The 17,406-nt window shown below is 56.4% G+C and carries 14 protein-coding genes; 8 read left to right on the top strand and 6 right to left on the bottom strand.

The genetic code is table 11. The features are described from left to right. Nucleotides 1–4: 4 nt before the first annotated feature. The 3 genes from ovoA to ravA all read right to left on the bottom strand — a co-directional run bounded on the left by ovoA (nt 5) and on the right by ravA (nt 5,177). Nucleotides 5–2,164, bottom strand: coding sequence for a 5-histidylcysteine sulfoxide synthase (ovoA, locus tag K6L24_RS21375; RefSeq protein ID WP_062744113.1), 2,160 nt, complete (start codon nt 2,162–2,164; stop codon nt 5–7). A 62-nt stretch (nt 2,165–2,226) separates the two neighbouring features. Then, nucleotides 2,227–3,687, bottom strand: coding sequence for an ATPase RavA stimulator ViaA (gene viaA, locus K6L24_RS21370; RefSeq protein ID WP_222681814.1), 1,461 nt, complete (start codon nt 3,685–3,687; stop codon nt 2,227–2,229). Next, nucleotides 3,684–5,177 (bottom strand): ATPase RavA, encoded by a 1,494-nt coding sequence (gene ravA / locus K6L24_RS21365; RefSeq protein ID WP_062744141.1) that lies wholly within the window; start codon nt 5,175–5,177, stop codon nt 3,684–3,686. Before ravA ends, viaA begins: the two co-directional genes overlap by 4 nt. A 259-nt stretch (nt 5,178–5,436) precedes the next feature. Here ravA and kup point away from each other — a divergent pair, with 259 nt between their 5' ends. Next, nucleotides 5,437–7,305, top strand: coding sequence for a low affinity potassium transporter Kup (kup, locus tag K6L24_RS21360; RefSeq protein WP_062744115.1), 1,869 nt, complete (start codon nt 5,437–5,439; stop codon nt 7,303–7,305). A 120-nt stretch (nt 7,306–7,425) separates the two neighbouring features. On the opposite strand, the gene qseC is transcribed toward kup, so the two are convergent. Both qseC and qseB read right to left on the bottom strand, forming a co-directional pair. Then, a complete protein-coding gene (qseC, locus tag K6L24_RS21355) occupies nt 7,426–8,769 on the bottom strand; it encodes a quorum sensing histidine kinase QseC (protein ID WP_222681813.1) in 1,344 nt (447 codons plus the stop codon). Continuing rightward, nucleotides 8,766–9,428, bottom strand: a complete 663-nt coding sequence (qseB, locus tag K6L24_RS21350) for a quorum sensing response regulator transcription factor QseB (protein ID WP_062744117.1) — start codon at nt 9,426–9,428, stop codon at nt 8,766–8,768. The genes qseC and qseB overlap by 4 nt, the downstream gene beginning before the upstream one ends. Before the next feature lie 213 nt (nt 9,429–9,641). Between qseB and K6L24_RS21345 the strand changes: the two genes are divergently transcribed. Further along, nucleotides 9,642–10,043: a YgiW/YdeI family stress tolerance OB fold protein gene (locus K6L24_RS21345; RefSeq protein ID WP_274598514.1), complete on the top strand. Its 402-nt coding sequence runs from the start codon at nt 9,642–9,644 to the stop codon at nt 10,041–10,043. Here K6L24_RS21345 and K6L24_RS21340 read toward each other — a convergent pair. After that, nucleotides 10,040–10,921 carry a LysR family transcriptional regulator gene (locus K6L24_RS21340; RefSeq protein WP_062744118.1) on the bottom strand — a complete coding sequence of 294 codons (882 nt, stop codon included), beginning with the start codon at nt 10,919–10,921 and terminating at the stop codon, nt 10,040–10,042. The genes K6L24_RS21345 and K6L24_RS21340 overlap by 4 nt on opposite strands. A gap of 104 nt (nt 10,922–11,025) precedes the next feature. Between K6L24_RS21340 and budA the strand changes: the two genes are divergently transcribed. The 6 genes from budA (at nt 11,026) to rbsC (ending at nt 17,395) form a co-directional block, all read left to right on the top strand. Further along, nucleotides 11,026–11,808: an acetolactate decarboxylase gene (budA, locus tag K6L24_RS21335; protein WP_062744119.1), complete on the top strand. Its 783-nt coding sequence runs from the start codon at nt 11,026–11,028 to the stop codon at nt 11,806–11,808. Between the two features lie 19 nt (nt 11,809–11,827). After that, entirely contained in the window at nt 11,828–13,507 is a 1,680-nt protein-coding gene (alsS, locus tag K6L24_RS21330) for an acetolactate synthase AlsS (RefSeq protein WP_062744120.1), read from the top strand. Between the two features lie 32 nt (nt 13,508–13,539). Continuing rightward, entirely contained in the window at nt 13,540–14,313 is a 774-nt protein-coding gene (locus K6L24_RS21325) for a (S)-acetoin forming diacetyl reductase (RefSeq protein WP_062744121.1), read from the top strand. 178 nt (nt 14,314–14,491) lie between these two features. Continuing rightward, on the top strand, nt 14,492–14,911 hold the full coding sequence (rbsD, locus tag K6L24_RS21320) for a D-ribose pyranase (protein WP_062744122.1): 420 nt from the start codon (nt 14,492–14,494) through the stop codon (nt 14,909–14,911). A 7-nt stretch (nt 14,912–14,918) separates the two neighbouring features. Further along, nucleotides 14,919–16,430, top strand: coding sequence for a ribose ABC transporter ATP-binding protein RbsA (gene rbsA, locus K6L24_RS21315; protein ID WP_062744123.1), 1,512 nt, complete (start codon nt 14,919–14,921; stop codon nt 16,428–16,430). Next, the gene (gene rbsC, locus K6L24_RS21310) at nt 16,427–17,395 is read left to right on the top strand and encodes a ribose ABC transporter permease (protein WP_062744124.1); all 969 of its coding nucleotides are present in this window, start codon (nt 16,427–16,429) and stop codon (nt 17,393–17,395) included. Before rbsA ends, rbsC begins: the two co-directional genes overlap by 4 nt. The last annotated feature ends 11 nt before the right edge of the window (nt 17,396–17,406 follow it).

The following is a 17,406-nucleotide window of genomic DNA, read 5'->3' as shown; positions in this document are numbered from 1 at the left end:
AGGGTTAGCGTTTACGCCACAGCGTCAGTTGAGCGACGGTATGCTGATATTTTCGCGCGGTTTCACGAATGACAAACGGCACGTCCTGCGCCGGTGCGATCTCTTCGAAATCTGCGGCCAGCAGTCGCTGAAGGGCCTGATATGTCGAGAGTGCCTCGCCATTTTCACGAATACCGCCCAGCCAGTTCTCCTTCGGCGTGAACTCTTCCAGCCAGGTATACGGCGAGGAGAGGACCAGCACGCCGCCTGTACGGATCATCCGCGTAATGTCCTGCAGGAAACGCTGTGGCTGGCGCAGACGGTCAATCAGGTTGGAAGCCAGCACCAGGTCGTAAGGCTGCGCCTGGGGTTTCAGGTTACAGGCATCACCCTGCAGGAACTGAATGCGGCTGGCCTGTTCAGTGCCAAGACCAATATCTTTCAGCCGTACCTGGCGGTACTCCACCAGCTCGCCCTCTTCCTGGGTGACATAGCGGAAGTCTTCGCCACTGGTCAGCTGTAGCGCCACATCGATAAAGCGTGCCGAGTAGTCCATGCCCACCACCTGGTCGAAATGACGTGCCAGTTCAAAACTCGCCCGACCGGTGGCACAGCCAATATCCAGCGCCCGCTCGCGACGGCTGGTGACGTCACAGGCGATGTCCACCAGCGCCTTCGCATAGTTGGCAACGCCGAAGTATTCCGGCCCGTACTGGAAGTCGAGATACTGCGACACCATACTGTCGGTTTCGTACGGATTGCTGACCATGCTTTCCTGATGGGTTGATACCACGTAGCGGAAACCGGCATGCTGGAAAAAGTGACGGCGGAACGCATAGCGTGCTGATTTCAGGGCTTCGTTGCCGGTTGAAATCCAGCTTCCTCCTTTAATCTGCGCGTGTTTGCCGTCGAACGTCGGCGTCGAAAAGTCGTCGTATAAGGGATGAACGCGGAAGCCTTCAAAGCCGTTAATCGGTGTGGTGGTCCACTGCCAGACGTTGCCAATCAGATCGTAAAAGTCTCCCTGAGCAAACCGATCAACCGGGCAGGAGGAGGCCCAGCGGGAAAGGTTGATATTGCCCGGCGCGTCTTTCCAGTCGGGCTGATCGCCGTCCACCTGTTCCCGCAGCAGCATCCATTCGCTCTCTGCCGGCAGCTGGACTGACTGGCCGGTGACTTCTGCCTTCCAGCGGCAGAATGCGGCCGCTTCCAGCTGGTTGACTTCAGCAGGCCAGTCCCAGGGCATTGGCACTTCTTCAGCCAGCAGCCTTAACTTAAGCGCCTCAGGCTGTGCAGCACTGCCGACCCAGAAGGTGGGCTGGCTGGCCTGAGCGAATTCACGCCAGTTCCAGCCTTCATCATCCCACCAGTGCGGCGTCTGATAGCCTCCTGCCGCCACAAACGCATAGTACTCTGCATTGCTGACCAGCATTTTGCTGGCCTCAAAGGCGTTAACATGACTGATACGGCTGCCATACTCATTATCCCAGCCGTAAGTGTCATCGGTTTTACCCAGGACAACCTGTCCGCCAGCCACCGGGATCAGGCTGTTGTGCGGCACAGTCTGACGATCGCGTCGGGCATCCGGGCACACCGGCCAGTGAGGCTGAGATTTTACCCATGCCAGCGGCAGCTGGCGGATCAGTACGCTGGAGGTTTCCAGATGGATGCGCTCATGCTCAATCCCCATCAGCACTACCCAGGCCGGGCTGTCCCAGCCAATGGGCAGCGTCAGGGGCATTTCACGAATAAACTGTTCAATGCGAGTACGCACTTTGCCACGGTAGTCGCGGAGTTCAGCAACTGATGGCCAGGCGTAATGGCTGTTATCAAGGTCATCCCAGCTCATCTCGTCAACGCCAATCGCCATCATGGCTTCAATACTGTCGTCGATACGGCTGTCAATAAGACGGCCTGCCATCAGCTTATTGATATAGAAGGTGGCGGTATGACCGTAATAAAAGATCAGCGGGTGGCGCAGCGATATCGCCTTGGTCGTCCAAGCCTGTTCATCTGCCAGGCAGTCGAACAGGCTTTCATAGAGCTCCCACGTCTGGTGGAAGTAGTTGAGCAGCTCCTGACGTTTTTGTTCTGGATCGTTGCCGCTTAACAGCGGCGTGCAGGTTGGCGCTGGTAATCCTGTCTGGTGTTGTTGCAAAGTCACGTGGTGCTCCCATCTTGCCATCTGGCTAAAGCGTATACATCACTATAGCAAAGAAGCTTTACGGGACGAGGCGAAAGACGGGGTTAACGTTTCCAGCGGCGAAGCAGGCGGCTTTTCAGCCCGGTATCGAAACGCCAGATATGGTCGAAGATACGCATGATGCCGGGTTTTCCATGATCGGACATGGCAATGGCATGGAAGCGCTGAAGCTGCTGACTCTGGTGATCGCGTACGCGTTTCACCAGCGTTTCGGGCAGGCGCTGGGCGATAAAGTCAGAGAGGATAACCGCATCTGCATCCTGCCACAGCGGGCCGGAAAGTTTTTGCAGTACCGCATCGAGGCAGGCGGCCAGATCGGTGCCGCCGCGAAAACGCTGGCTGAGAAAACGAATCGCCTGACTGATACCGTCCTCTCCCGTCAGCTCATAGCCAATGACCTCGTGAGCGAACAGCATGATGTAGCAGCGTCGGTTGTCTGCCAGCGCAACTTTCAGCAGCGCGAGGCAGAACGCCTTGGCGCAGCGCTCGTTAAAGCCGCCCATTGAGCCGGAGGTATCAACGCAGATAATAAACGGACCACGCGGCTGTTCATCGTGATGCTGGTGAGTCACCGGACGCAGCGTGACTTTGTCATGCCAGCTTTCGCCCTGCAGACGGTAGGTCAGCAGGCGCTTTTCCACCAGACGTCGGTAAAATTCCATCTCCAGCTCGCTGATGCCGAGCGTCGCCAGCTCCGGCGGCAGCAGGCGCAGAATATCGTCACTCTGATGCAGGCCGTTGACCTCTTCCGGTACGCTTTCCGGTTCACGTACCAGCTGGTGGAACACCTCGGGCGGCGCTTCTTCTGACCGCACCGCCTTCGCTTCCCGGCTGCGACCCAGCTGTTCTGCCAGCTTAAGCAGCTCCGGCTGGCTGGCGAGAAAATCGCCATACTGCACGATCAACTGATAGTCACTGCGCTGGAGCGAACTGCGGGTCAGATCCCACAGCCGGCCTGCGGCGGCATCATCATCACCGGTCAGCACCGGCGCAAGCTGGCCGCTCATCGCCAGTCGCTGTTGCAGTTCAGCCAGCAGCCTGTCGCGTTCCCGATCGAGTAACTGTTGGTTAAGCGTCAGCGTTTGCAGCGTCAGGCTCAGCCGCCAGCGCTGTAAAAACAGTGTCTGCCGGGCGCTGGTGAGCGACGGGTCTTCATAACTGTCGATCAGGGTTTGCGCCTTTTCGGCAAATGGCGAGCGCTGCTGTTCGAGCCAGGCCAGAAGAGCGGGCATCTGCGCGCTGAAATCAGGCGGACTCAGCGTCTGACACTGCTGGAAGCGGCTGAACTCAGCGGCTAAATTCTCTGGCACCGCAGTGGATTTTATCTGTTGCAGGATTTCTGCTTTCCAGTGGGGAAGGTCGCGGGTGAGCGCGTTTTTGAGTTTAGGGAACTTTTCAAAAAAGGCTACCAGCTGGGGGGAGGCCAGCAGCCCGATCACCAGTTCTTCGATCAGCTCATTTTCGCTGACCGCCAGAAACATACTCAGCGTATCAAGGGAGATCACTGCCGCGCCTGCTTCAGCTGCTCTGCCACCTGTTGCAGGCTCTCTTCCACGCGTGCCAGCCAGTCATCGCTGATAAACAGGCAGCGGTGATGCTGGCTGAACAGCGTACGCTGGGCGCGAAGCTGGGTTTCTAATTCATCGAGTGCCAGCACAATCTCTTCTGGCAGCCCCTGCTGAGGTTTGCCCGGCAACATCAGGCGGGTGGCCTGCAGGCTGACATCGCGTAGCGTCAGACAGTCCTGGCCATCGACGTGCAGATCCAGCGTCTGGGCAAAGCCAATTCCGTTAAGTTTCCCGCGGACTTCCCCCCCTTTCTGCAGCCAGTGGTGCAGCGCCTCACGGGCGAGGGTGATATGCGTGACCTGAATCTCGTGCAGGGTCAGCGGTTTTTGCAGCATCAGCGTTAAGGCATCGGCGGCCAGCGTCGCGGGCAGGTCAAAATGCGGTTTGCGGCTGAACATCCCGCCATGTTTCTCCAGGCGGATCGCCTGCTCGACGCTTTTTTGCTGCTGCAGGGCCAGACGGCGGGTATTAATTTGCTGGAGTCTGAACAGCATAGGCTGTTGCTGCCAGGCCTGTTGGGTGATCAGATTATCCAGCTCACGATCCAGCAGTTTCATTGATCCGACATCATGCCACAGACAGTCTTTCAGCAGGATCAGGTCGATGGGCGCGATGGCGTTACGGCCGCTGTAGAACGCGCTGGCCTGCAGCAGATGAATGGCTTTTTTCCAGCGGCGATCCGAGATATAGGGGGCTTCTGGCTGGTTTTCCAGGCTCTGACGCAGCTGAAAAATTAGCTCAAAAACATCATCGGGCAGGCTGACTTTGCTGATACCCTGCTGCCATTCAAGATACTCTTCATCGCTGATGCAGAGTGAATCAGAGACCGGATTTTGATTCTCGTCCTGCTGGTGGGTCAGCAGGCTGCGGAAGTTCTGTTTCTCGTGAACATTGTCCAGCCACAGCCGGATCAGCATACGGTCATACAGGGCTTCCAGCCCACTGTCGGCTTCCGGCAGCTCATTGGAGGCAGTGACCAGCAGACGCATCGGGATTTTTTCTTCGCTGTCACCATTACGGAAGCGGCGCTCGTTAATCGCCGTCAGCAGCGTGTTCAGGATGGCCGGGCCGGCTTTCCAGATTTCGTCGAGAAACACGATCTCCGCATCCGGCAAATAACCTTTCGTCAGACGCTGGTAGCGGCCTTCGTCTTTCAGTGCCTGAATAGAGAGGGGGCCAAACACTTCTTCCGGGGTGGAAAAGCGCGTCATCAGGTATTCAAAAGCGCGTGAATGCTGGAAAGCAAACTTGAGTCGACGGGCGATCAGGCTTTTAGCAATGCCCGGTGGGCCGAGTAAAAAGACACTTTCACCGCACAGCGCGGCGAGCAGGCAAAGGCGAATCGCATGATGGCGTTCGTAAAGTCCTTTCTCTAAGGCATTGCTGAGGCGGGCGATGCGTTCCGCCAGTAATTGAGAGTGGGCCATAATCAAACATTCATCCTTTTTCTACGGTCAGGCCAGATTGCTGTCTGGCGAGCGCAAACACTACTGGCTATGATGCTTGAAAGAGTTGATTGCAGTCAGCTTTTTTATTATCAAAGGGTGACACTGACCATTGATGTTGTCATATAACCGGCAATTAAGGATAGGCATTCATGCTTAATCATGCATACTGTGCGCGTTTTGACGGGCCATTGAGCCGTGCGCAATCCCGCGTCAGTCTACCGCAACAAAAGACAAGTCTATGAGTTCAGAAAAGAAGCAGTCCCTGGGCGCCGTTACGCTGGCAGCCATTGGTGTCGTGTATGGTGATATTGGTACCAGCCCGCTGTATACCCTGCGCGAGTGTCTTTCCGGGCAGTTTGGTTTTGGCGTTGAGCGTGATGCAGTATTTGGCTTCCTCTCGCTAATTTTCTGGCTGCTTTTGCTTACCGTATCGCTGAAATATATCAGTTACGTCATGCGCGCCGACAATGCCGGGGAAGGCGGGATCCTGACGCTGATGTCGCTGGCGGGACGTCATACCGGCGCGCGTTCTACGGCGGTGCTGGTGATTATGGGACTGATTGGCGGCAGCTTCTTTTACGGTGAGGTGGTGATCACCCCGGCGGTTTCGGTACTGTCGGCGATTGAAGGTCTGGAGATTGCCGCGCCGTCGCTCGATCGGTTCATCGTGCCGCTGGCGATTGGCGTACTGACGCTGCTGTTTGTGATCCAGAAACACGGCACAGGGCTGGTGGGGAAGCTGTTTGCGCCCGTCATGCTGCTGTGGTTTATTGTGCTGGCCGTACTGGGTGCCCGTGGCATCATCAGCAATCCTGAAGTGCTGCACGCGATGAACCCTTACTGGGCAGTGCATTTCTTCATTGAATATAAAATGGTTTCCTTCTTTGCGCTGGGCGCGGTGGTGCTGGCGATCACCGGGGTCGAGGCGCTGTATGCGGACATGGGGCACTTTGGCAAATACCCCATTCGCCTGGCCTGGTTTATTGTGGTGCTGCCGTCGCTGGTGCTGAACTATTTTGGTCAGGGTGCCCTGCTGCTGAAAAATCCTGAAGCCATAAAAAACCCCTTCTTCCTGCTGGCACCTGACTGGGCGCTGATCCCGATGCTAATTCTGGCTACGCTGGCGACAGTCATTGCGTCTCAGGCGGTCATTTCCGGCGTCTTTTCCCTGACACGTCAGGCCGTGCGCCTGGGCTATCTGCCGCCCATGCGTATTGTTTACACCTCAGAAGAGGAGTCAGGCCAGATCTACATCCCGGTAATTAACTGGCTGCTGTTTGTCTCGGTGGTGATTGTCATTGTCGGCTTTGAACACTCCAGCAATCTGGCCGCCGCTTACGGCATTGCCGTGACCGGAACCATGGTGCTGACCGCGATCCTGTGCAGCGTGGTGGCGATTAAAAACTGGCACTGGAATCGCTATCTGGTCATCACACTGCTGATCGGCATGCTGTGTATCGACGTGTCCCTGTTCTCTGCCAACCTGGTGAAGGTGTTTGCCGGAGGCTGGCTGCCACTGTCGCTGGCGCTGGTGATGTTTGTGGTGATGACCACCTGGAAAAGCGAGCGTTTCCGTCTGCTGCGCCGGATGCATGAGCACGGTAACTCCCTGGAGGCGATGATCGCTTCCCTGGAGAAATCCCCGCCGGTGCGCGTGCCGGGTACCGCCGTGTACATGTCCCGCGCGCTGAATGTGATCCCGTTTGCCATGCTGCATAATCTGAAGCACAACAAAGTGCTGCATGAACGGGTGGTGCTGCTGACGCTGCGCACTGAAGATGCGCCTTATGTGCACAATGTGAAGCGCGTGACCATCGAGCAGCTTTCGCCGACCTTCTGGCGCGTGGTGGCAAGCTATGGCTGGCGTGAAACGCCTAACGTCGAGGAGATATTCCACCGCTGCGGGCTGGAAGGCTTAAGCTGCCGGATGATGGAAACCTCGTTCTTTATGTCGCATGAATCACTGATTATCGGTAAACGTCCGTGGTATCTGCGCCTGCGCGGCAAGCTGTTCCTTGCGCTGCAGCGTAACGCCCTGCGCGCACCTGACCAGTTCAAAATCCCGCCTAACCGCGTCATTGAGCTGGGCACCCAGGTCGAGATTTAATCCGCAACGGGGGGCGGCAGCCCCCCGACATTCACTTCGTTTGTCGCGGCGGACGTTATCTCCGTACGATGCCGCCCGGCATCCTGCTGAAAAAGCCGGACCGAAACAGAAGGTCCGACCCTACAGTTTGACGGTCACCGCAAACCCGCCTTCGGCCCGATTATTCATGGTCACCTTCATGCCGTGCAGGTGCGCAATATGATGAACGATCGACAGACCTAAACCACTACCAGACTGCTGCTGACCGGGAGGACGGTAAAAGCGTTCGCCAATGCGTGCCAGCGCTTCAGGCGTCACGCCGGGGCCGCTGTCCAGCACCTGTAAACGGCCCGGTTCGAGTTTCAGCCAGACTTCACTGCCCGGCGGGCTGTAGCGAATGGCGTTATCGAGCAGATTGCGTACCAGCAGCGTCAGTAGCAGCGGGTTACCCTGCTGAACGATGGGCGTATCGGGGGCATCCAGGGCCAGCTCCACGCCAGCCGCCTGCGCGGCAGCATACTGATCGACCACTGCCTGCCGGACGATCTGCTGCCACTGCACGCTCTGTTTTTCCAGATCCTCGCCGACATCCAGGCGCGACAGTGTCAGCAGCTGATCCACCAGCCGGGTGGCACGGTCGATCCCTGCATCGAGGCTGGACAGGGCATGGTGACGCACGACCGCATCATCATGGGCTAGCTGTGCGACTTCAGTCTGCACTTTCAACGCGGCCAGCGGGCTGCGCAGCTCATGGGCCGCATCCGAGGTAAAGCGGCGTTCGCGCAGCAGCAGATCGCCGATACGGCCAAACAGTTGATTGAGCTCCGACAGCAGGGGACGCACTTCCTGAGGGACGCGGCGGGCGGTGAGGGGGGAGATATCATCCGGGGCGCGCTGCCGAAGCTGGCAGGCAATGTGTTTCAGCGGGGAGAGTTCGTGCGTGACCAGCCACAGCATCAGCAGCAACATCACGGGCAGAGCCGCCAGCCACGGCCTCAGATTGGTTTTGACCAGGTCGCGGGTCATATCATCGCGATACTCCCACTCCTGGCCGACCACCACCACATACCGGTTATCCAGCGTATGTAACCAGACCATACGCCAGCGGTCATCGTCATCTTTCAGTCGCCCGTCAGAGAATCCATCACGCTGATAATTAAAGATAAAATCCTTACCCTTATCGCCATCATTGAGCACCATTTTTCCCTCGCGGGTAAAGACGGCAAAGGCCAGCACATCATCATCCTGGTCGCCGTGGTGGTGACGCAGCATTTTTTTGCTTTTGGGCAGTGGCAGCTGCGGGCTGAACTGTTCAGGCGTCAGGCGCAGAAGGCGTTTCGCGAACAGCATCTGCTGGGTATCAAACAGTTCGTTGATATTGTTACGCGTCTGCCACCAGGAACCCACGGCCGCCGCCCCCCAGCACAGCAGACTGAGCAGTAAAAATCCCAGCATCAGGCGCACACGCAGGCTGCGCTGGATCATGGCGCTGCTCCCAGGGTGTATCCCACGCCGTGAATGGTACGGATAAACTCGCTGCCCAGTTTTTTACGCAGGTGATGAATGTGAACTTCTACGGCATTACTGGACACTTCATCATCCCAGCCATAGAGTTTCTCTTCCAGCTGGGAGCGGGTCAGGACGCGCCCGGCATTCAGCAGAAACAATTCCAGTAGCGCGATTTCACGCGCTTTCAATACCAGCGGTTCGCCGTTCAGCGTCACGGTATGTGAGCCAGGTTCCATGATCACGCCCCCGTGTTTCAGCGTCGGCTGTAGCTGGCCGTGACGACGGCGGATCAGCGCCTGTAAGCGAGCGGCCACTTCGCTGAGGGCAAAGGGTTTGCACAGGTAGTCATCCGCTCCCATCTGTAACCCGTTAATACGTTGTTCCAGGGCATCGCGCGCCGTCAGGATCAGCACCGGCTCATCCTGACCCTGCTGTCGCCACTGCCGCAAAATATCCAGCCCGTCGATCTCCGGCAGGCTGAGATCCAGTACCACCGCATCGTAGGGGGCGGCACTCAGCGCCCGCAGCCCTTCTTTACCCTGGGTAAACCAGTCAATGCTAAAGCCCAGTTTGCTTAACCCGGCTTTAATACCGTCGCCAATCAGGCGGTCATCTTCAATTAATAAAATTCGCATTGGCTTATCCCTCGCAGTTCACCGAGTTATACGGAATCATGATGCGGCTTGTACAGAAAGGATCGGCGATATTCCTGACTTTTCGTCAGTTTTAAACAATAAAGTGGTGATGACGGAAGTCTTAAGATCCTGTTAAGAACCTTTTGCTGTAATACTTACCGACAGACATTCACGGGCAGAACGAACGGCCCACTGCCATAAGGAAAATTGAACATGATGAAGAAGACAGCTACGTTACTGGCGATCACAGCCCTGATGTCAATGCCCGTACTGGCCACACAGACCGGCGGTTTCGTTGACCCCAATGCGCCGACAGCCCAGGTACAGAAAGGTGGCTTCAGCGGCCCGAACGGCACGGTAGCAACGGTAAAACAGGCTCAGGATATGAGTGACGATGCCTGGGTGACAATGCGCGGTCACATTGAAAAACGCGTGGGTGATGAAAACTATCAGTTCCGCGATGCGACCGGCACCATGACCGTTGAGATCGACGATAAGCGCTGGGATGGTCAGAGCATTGGCCCGAAAGATAACGTTGAGCTGCAGGGCAAGCTGGATAAAGACTTCAACTCGCTGGAACTCGACGTTAAGCAGGTGCGTAAAATCGGCGGTTAATCATCCGCCAGCATCGATACCAGGTGATGAACGGCGGGGGAGCGATCCCAGCGCCGCCAGGCCAGGGCGATATCACTGCCCAGCGCAGCATCTTCAATCTGATGAAAGCTGACGCCGGGCAGGCTGATACAGCGCAGGGAATCGGGCACGATGGTAATGCCAAACCCGGCAGCGACCATGCTGATGCCCGATGAAATCTGCGGAGACTGCTGGACGCCATCCGGCTGGAACCCGGCGCGCAGGCAGGCGCTGATAATCACTTCGTACAGGCTGGGGGCGACCTCTCGCGGAAAGAGGATCAGCGGTTCCTCCCGCAGCTGCGACAGCGGCAGGCAGGGCATAGTGCCCAGCGGATGCCCGGCTGGCAGCACCACCGCCATCTTCTCTGTCGCTATCACCTTCAGATTGAATGCCTTACTGCTTTCACAGGGCAGACGGACAAAGGCCGCATCCAGTAAACCCTCCTCCAGATTGTGCATCAGCGTTGCCATACTCTCTTCCTGCGGCAACAAAGTGATGGCCGGAAAACGATGCTGAAAACGGCGCAGCAGCCGGAATATCTGCGGATGAAAAGCATTGGAACTGGCGAAACCAATCGACAGCTGTCCGCTGATACCGCGCGCTATCCCTTTGGCTTTCTCAAGCGCATGGCCGGTTAATGCCAGTATCTGACACGCATCCTGATAAAAGGCCTCTCCCGCATCTGTCAGCTCCACCCCGCGCGTCAGCCTTTTCAGCAACGGCGTACCAATCTCCTCTTCCAGTTTTTTAATTTGCTGACTCAGCGGCGGCTGTGAGATGCCGAGTCTTTCCGCCGCCTTTGTGAAGTGCTTCGTCTCAGCGACCGCAACGAAATAACGTAGATACCGCAGTTCCATATCGAAAACGTCTCAAAGTGGGGGGTGTTCTATATTGGAATCCCGGACTGAATCGAGTCAACATTGATTCAATACTTCTTAACAGTTTAGCGGGGAAGAGGGTAATGACACATTCTGTAACTGATTGTTCATGTACGGAACAGCTGACCAGTACGGTCAAAGAGATGCAGAGAGAAAGGCCAGAAAGCGTAATCTATCAGACCTCTTTAATGAGCGCGTTACTCAGCGGTGTTTACGACGGCACCACTACCGTGGCCGACCTGTTGAAGAAAGGCGATTTCGGCCTGGGAACATTTAATCAACTGGACGGCGAGATGATCGCTTTTAACCGTGAAGTGTACCAGCTGCGCTCGGATGGCAGCGCGCGTGCGGCCAGTCCCGATCAGAAATCGCCGTTTGCGGTAATGACGTTCTTTCATCCTCAGTACCGGCACCATTTCACCGGTCCGGCCGACCGGGCTGAGGTGCATCGGGTGATCGACCAGCAGGTGCGTTCCGACAACCAGTTCTGTGCTCTGCGCATTGATGGTCTCTTCAGTCGTGCGGAAACCCGTACCGTTCCCTGCCAGCACCGCCCGTACAAATCGATGCCGGAAGTCCTGGGCCAGCAACCAACCTTTCACTTCGAGCAGCGCAACGGCGTGCTGATTGGTTTTCGCACCCCGCAGTACATGCAGGGCATCAATGTGGCCGGTTATCACGAACACTTTATTACTGACGATCGCCAGGGGGGCGGGCATCTGCTGGATTATCAGCTCGATCACGGCACGCTCACCTTTGGTGAGATCAGTAAGCTGGTGATTGACCTGCCCGAAGACAGCGATTTCCTGCGGGCCGATCTCAGCCCGGACAATCTGGATTCCGCCATTCGTTCCGTAGAAAGCTGAAATAAGGAAGAGCAGACAGATGAAAAATGTAACCGACGTTCAGCAGTGGGCACACGGTGCCGACCTGGTGGTGGCACAATTAGAAGCTCAGGGGGTAAAACATGTCTTTGGCATCCCCGGCGCCAAAATTGATAAAGTGTTTGATTCGCTGCTGGATACCTCTATCCAGACGATACCGGTGCGGCACGAGGCCAATGCCGCCTTTATGGCGGCGGCAGTCGGTCGACTCACCGGCAAAGCCGGGGTGGCGCTGGTGACTTCCGGGCCGGGCTGCTCCAACCTGATCACCGGGATGGCAACCGCGACCACCGAGGGGGACCCGCTGGTGGCACTGGGTGGGGCGGTTAAACGCGCCGACAGTGCGAAACAGGTTCACCAGAGCATGGACACCGTGGCGATGTTCCGTCCGGTCAGCAAATACGCCGTTGAGGTGGGATCGTCTGATGCCATCGCCGAAGTGTTGTCCAATGCGTTTCGCAGCGCTGAACAGGGACGCCCCGGCGGGGCTTTTGTCAGCCTGCCCCAGGATATTGTCAATGAGCCCGCGCGGGGTCACCTGCTGAATGCCAACGGCCAGCTGCTGCTGGGGGCGGCGCCTGATGTGGCCATCGAAGCGGTGGCAAAGCAAATCGCACAGGCGAAAAATCCGGTGCTCTTGCTGGGTTTGATGGCCAGCCAGCCCGCTAACAGTGATGCGCTGCACCGGCTGCTGGAGCGCAGCCATATTCCGGTCACCAGTACCTACCAGGCTGCCGGTGCGGTGCGCCAGGAACACTTTTCCCGCTTCGCCGGACGCGTCGGATTGTTTAATAACCAGGCCGGTGACCGGCTGCTGCGTGAGGCCGACCTGATTATCACCATTGGCTACAGCCCGGTGGAATATGAGCCTGCCATGTGGAACAGCGGCAAGGCTACTCTGGTTCATATCGACGTGCTGCCGGCGGATACTGACAACTGCTACCAGCCGGATGCCGAGCTGGTCGGCGATATTGCTGCCACGCTCGACAAACTGACGGCACGCATCGGTGGACCTTTAACCCTCAGCCCACAGGCGGCAGCCATCCTGCAGGATCGTCAGCAGCAGCGCGAACTGCTGGCGCTGCGTGGCCATCAGCTTAATCAGTTTGCCCTGCATCCGTTACGTATCGTCCGTGCCATGCAGGACATCATTAACAGTGACGTTACGCTGACGGTTGACATGGGCAGCTTCCATATCTGGATCGCACGTTATCTCTACAGCTTTCGTGCGCGTCAGATCATGATTTCTAACGGTCAGCAAACCATGGGGGTGGCGTTACCCTGGGCAATCGGTGCCTGGCTGGTAGACCCGTCCCGCAAAGTGGTGTCGGTCTCCGGTGACGGCGGTTTCCTGCAGTCGAGCATGGAGCTGGAAACGGCGGTACGGCTGGGCGCTAACCTGCTGCATATCATCTGGGTAGATGAGTGCTACAACATGGTGGCGATGCAGGAAGAGAAAAAATACCAGCGCGTTTCCGGGGTGAAGTTCGGGCCCATCGATTTTAAAGCCTATGCGGAGTCCTTTGGTGCGGCGGGATTCGCTGTTGAAAGTGCAGAAATGCTGGAGCCCACGCTGCGGAAAGCCATGGATGTGCAGGGCCCGGCGGTGGTAGCGATCCCGGTGGATTATGCCGATAACCCGCTGCTGATGGGACAGCTGCACCTCAGCCAGATTTTGTAAATTGTGTTAATCCTAAACGAGAAGGAGTTCATATGAAAAACAACGTAGCCCTGGTGACCGGTGCGGGTCAGGGGATAGGACGTGCAATTGCCCTGCGTCTGGCAAAGGAGGGTTTTGCCGTTGCCGTCGCCGATTTTAACCCGGACACGGCACGCCGGGTGGCTGATGAGATTGCCAGCGCAGGCGGTAAGTCACTGGCGGTTGCCGTGGATGTTTCAAAGCGCGATGAGGTCTTTGCCGCCGTTGAGGAGGCACGTAAAACCCTGGGAGGCTTTAACGTTATCGTCAACAATGCCGGCGTGGCGCCTACTACGCTTATCGAAGAGATTACGGAAGAGGTGATCGATAAGGTTTATGCCGTGAACGTTAAAGGGGTGATCTGGGGCATCCAGGCGGCAGTGAATGCGTTCAAAGCAGAAGGTCACGGCGGCAAAATCATCAATGCCTCCTCTCAGGCGGGCCACGTCGGTAACCCGGAGCTGGCGATCTACAGCTCCAGTAAATTCGCTGTGCGCGGCCTGACGCAAACCGCGGCACGGGATCTTGCATCGCTGGGGATAACCGTCAATGGCTACTGCCCTGGCATAGTAAAAACCCCTATGTGGGACGAGATCGACCGCCAGTTCTCTGCAGCGGCAGGCAAACCCGCCGGCTATGGTACGGCGGAGTTTGCCAAAAACATCACGCTGGGCCGTCTGTCTGAACCGGAAGATGTTGCCGCCTGTGTGGCCTTCCTTGCCGGGCCGGACTCGGACTATATGACCGGCCAGTCACTGCTTATTGATGGCGGCATGGTCTTTAATTAGTCCTGTTTTGGCCCTTTACCGGTAACAGTAGAGGGCCATTTTCAGCCTTAAAACAAATCCCTCCTCTGCGTCAGCGAAACGTTTCGATGGCGATCACAATTTCAACATTCGATGATTGTTTTCCCCTGTGCATTTCTTACACTCCCTGTCAGCGAAACGTTTCGCTCTGGAGTGAATAATGAAAAAAGGCACCTTACTAAATTCTGCTATCTCGTCCGTGATTTCACGTCTTGGTCATACCGACAGTATCGTGATTGGCGATGCTGGTCTGCCGATCCCACAAGGTCCGCAGCGGATTGATCTGGCCGTAATGCAGGGTATTCCGACGTTTTTACAGGTCGTCCATGCGGTCACCCATGAGATGCAGGTTGAGAGTGCCATCATTGCGGAAGAGATTAAGCAGCACAATCCGCAGCTTCATAGTGAGCTGATCGCCCTGCTCGACTTACTGCAACAACACCAGGGTAATACCATAAGTATCTGTTATGTCAGTCACGAACAGTTCAAACAACAAACACAGCGCAGTCAGGCAGTCATTCGCAGCGGGGAGTGTTCCCCGTATGCGAATGTCATCCTGATCGCTGGCGTGACCTTCTGAGGCGGTTATGCAACCTTTACTGCAATTAAAAGGTATCGACAAATCCTTCCCGGGCGTTAAAGCGCTGTCGGGCGCGGCGCTCTCGGTCTATCCGGGGCGTGTGATGGCGCTGGTTGGTGAGAACGGCGCGGGAAAATCCACCATGATGAAAGTGCTGACCGGGATCTATGCCCGTGATGCAGGCACTTTTGTATGGCTGGGCAAGGAAACCACCTTTAACGGGCCTAAAGCGTCGCAGGCGGCCGGGATTGGCATTATCCATCAGGAACTTAACCTGATCCCGCAGCTGAGTATTGCTGAAAATATTTTCCTTGGCCGCGAGTTTGTTAATCGTTTTGGCGGCATTCAGTGGAAGAAAATGTATGCAGAAGCAGACGCCCTGTTGAAACGTCTTAATCTGCGCTTCAACAGCCATAAGCTGGTGGGTGACCTGTCGATTGGTGACCAGCAGATGGTGGAGATCGCTAAGGTACTGAGCTTCGAGTCGAAGGTGATCGTCATGGACGAACCGACGGATGCGCTGACTGATACCGAAACCGCCTCGCTGTTCCGGGTGATCAATGAACTGAAAGCCCAGGGCTGCGGCATTGTCTATATCTCCCACCGTATGAAAGAGATTTTTGAGGTTTGCGACGATGTCACTATTTTCCGCGACGGACAATTTATCGCGGAACGTGAAGTGGCCACCCTGACTGAAGAGTCGCTGATTGAAATGATGGTCGGCCGCAAGCTGGAAGAGCAGTATCCGCGTCTGGATAAAGCACCGGGCGAGGTTCGTCTTAACGTTGAACACCTCTGTGGTTCCGGCGTGGAGGACGTCAGCTTTACGCTGCGCAAAGGTGAAATATTGGGCGTGGCCGGGCTGATGGGCGCGGGGCGTACCGAATTGATGAAAGTGCTTTACGGAGCATTATCCCGTCGCAGCGGTACGGTGACGCTGGACGGCAAAAATGTGGTGGCCCGTTCTCCGGAAGAGGGGCTGGCTAACGGCATCGTCTATATCTCGGAAGATCGTAAACGTGATGGTCTGGTACTGGGGATGACGGTTAAAGAGAACATGTCGTTGACCGCGCTTAACTACTTCAGCCATGGCGGCGGCCGTTTAAAACATGCGGAAGAGCAGCTGGCGGTCGGGGACTTTATCAAGCTGTTTAACGTTAAAACCCCGTCAATGAACCAGCCCATTGGCCTGCTTTCCGGCGGTAATCAGCAAAAAGTCGCGATAGCCCGCGGCCTGATGACGCGTCCTAAGGTGCTGATCCTTGATGAGCCGACGCGCGGCGTCGACGTGGGGGCGAAAAAAGAAATCTATCAGCTGATAAACCAGTTTAAACAGGAAGGGCTGAGCATCATTCTCGTCTCGTCCGAAATGCCGGAAGTGCTGGGCATGAGTGACCGCGTGCTGGTGATGCACGAAGGTCGTCTGAGCGGTGACTTCCCGATTGAACAAGCCTCGCAGGAAATTTTGATGGCGGCGGCAGTGGGTAAACATTACAGCGCGGAGCTGGCAACACTATGAGTACGCAAACAATTCCTTCACGCCGCCTGATCAGTAAGGCATGGTTGCTTGAGCAGAAATCGCTGATTGCGCTGGTGGTACTGATTGCCATCGTTTCCAGCATGAGTCCGAATTTCTTCACTGTGGCGAACCTGTTCAATATTCTGCAACAGACCTCGGTTAACGCCATTATGGCTGTGGGCATGACGCTGGTGATCCTCACCTCCGGCATTGACCTCTCTGTCGGGTCGCTGCTGGCGCTGACTGGCGCGGTTGCAGCTTCTATTGTCGGGCTGGAAGTGAATGCGCTGGTTGCCGTTGCTGCTTCGCTGGCGCTGGGTGCCTTTATTGGCGCGATTACCGGTTCAATTGTGGCGAAAGGCAAAGTGCAGGCGTTTATCGCCACGCTGGTGATGATGTTACTGCTGCGTGGGGTAACGATGGTCTACACCAACGGCAGCCCGGTGAATACCGGTTTCAGTGAGAACGCCGATCTGTTTGGCTGGTTTGGTATAGGTCGCCCGTTAGGGATCCCGACGCCAGTGTGGTTAATGGGCCTGGTGTTCCTTGCGGCCTGGTACATGCTGCATCACACCCGTCTTGGTCGTTATATTTATGCCCTGGGGGGTAACGAAGCAGCGACTCGCCTGTCCGGTATCAGCGTTAATCGCGTCAAGATCACCGTTTATGCGCTGTCTGGCATGTTAGCGGCACTGGCGGGCACCATTGAAGTCGCGCGTCTTTCTTCGGCGCAGCCGACCGCCGGGACCGGGTATGAGCTGGATGCCATTGCAGCTGTGGTGCTGGGGGGAACCAGCCTCGCTGGCGGTAAAGGCCGGATTATGGGCACGCTGATAGGTGCATTGATCTTAGGCTTCCTGAACAACGGTCTGAATTTACTCGGTGTTTCTTCTTACTACCAAATGATCGTCAAAGCTGTGGTGATTTTGCTGGCGGTGCTGGTAGATAACAAAAGCAGTAAATAAAACTCTTTACC

Source organism: Erwinia persicina (assembly GCF_019844095.1).
Classification (GTDB): Bacteria; Pseudomonadota; Gammaproteobacteria; order Enterobacterales; family Enterobacteriaceae; genus Erwinia; species Erwinia persicina.
The sequence above is the reverse complement of the archived record's forward strand: the minus strand, read 5'-3'. Positions and strand labels throughout refer to the sequence as shown.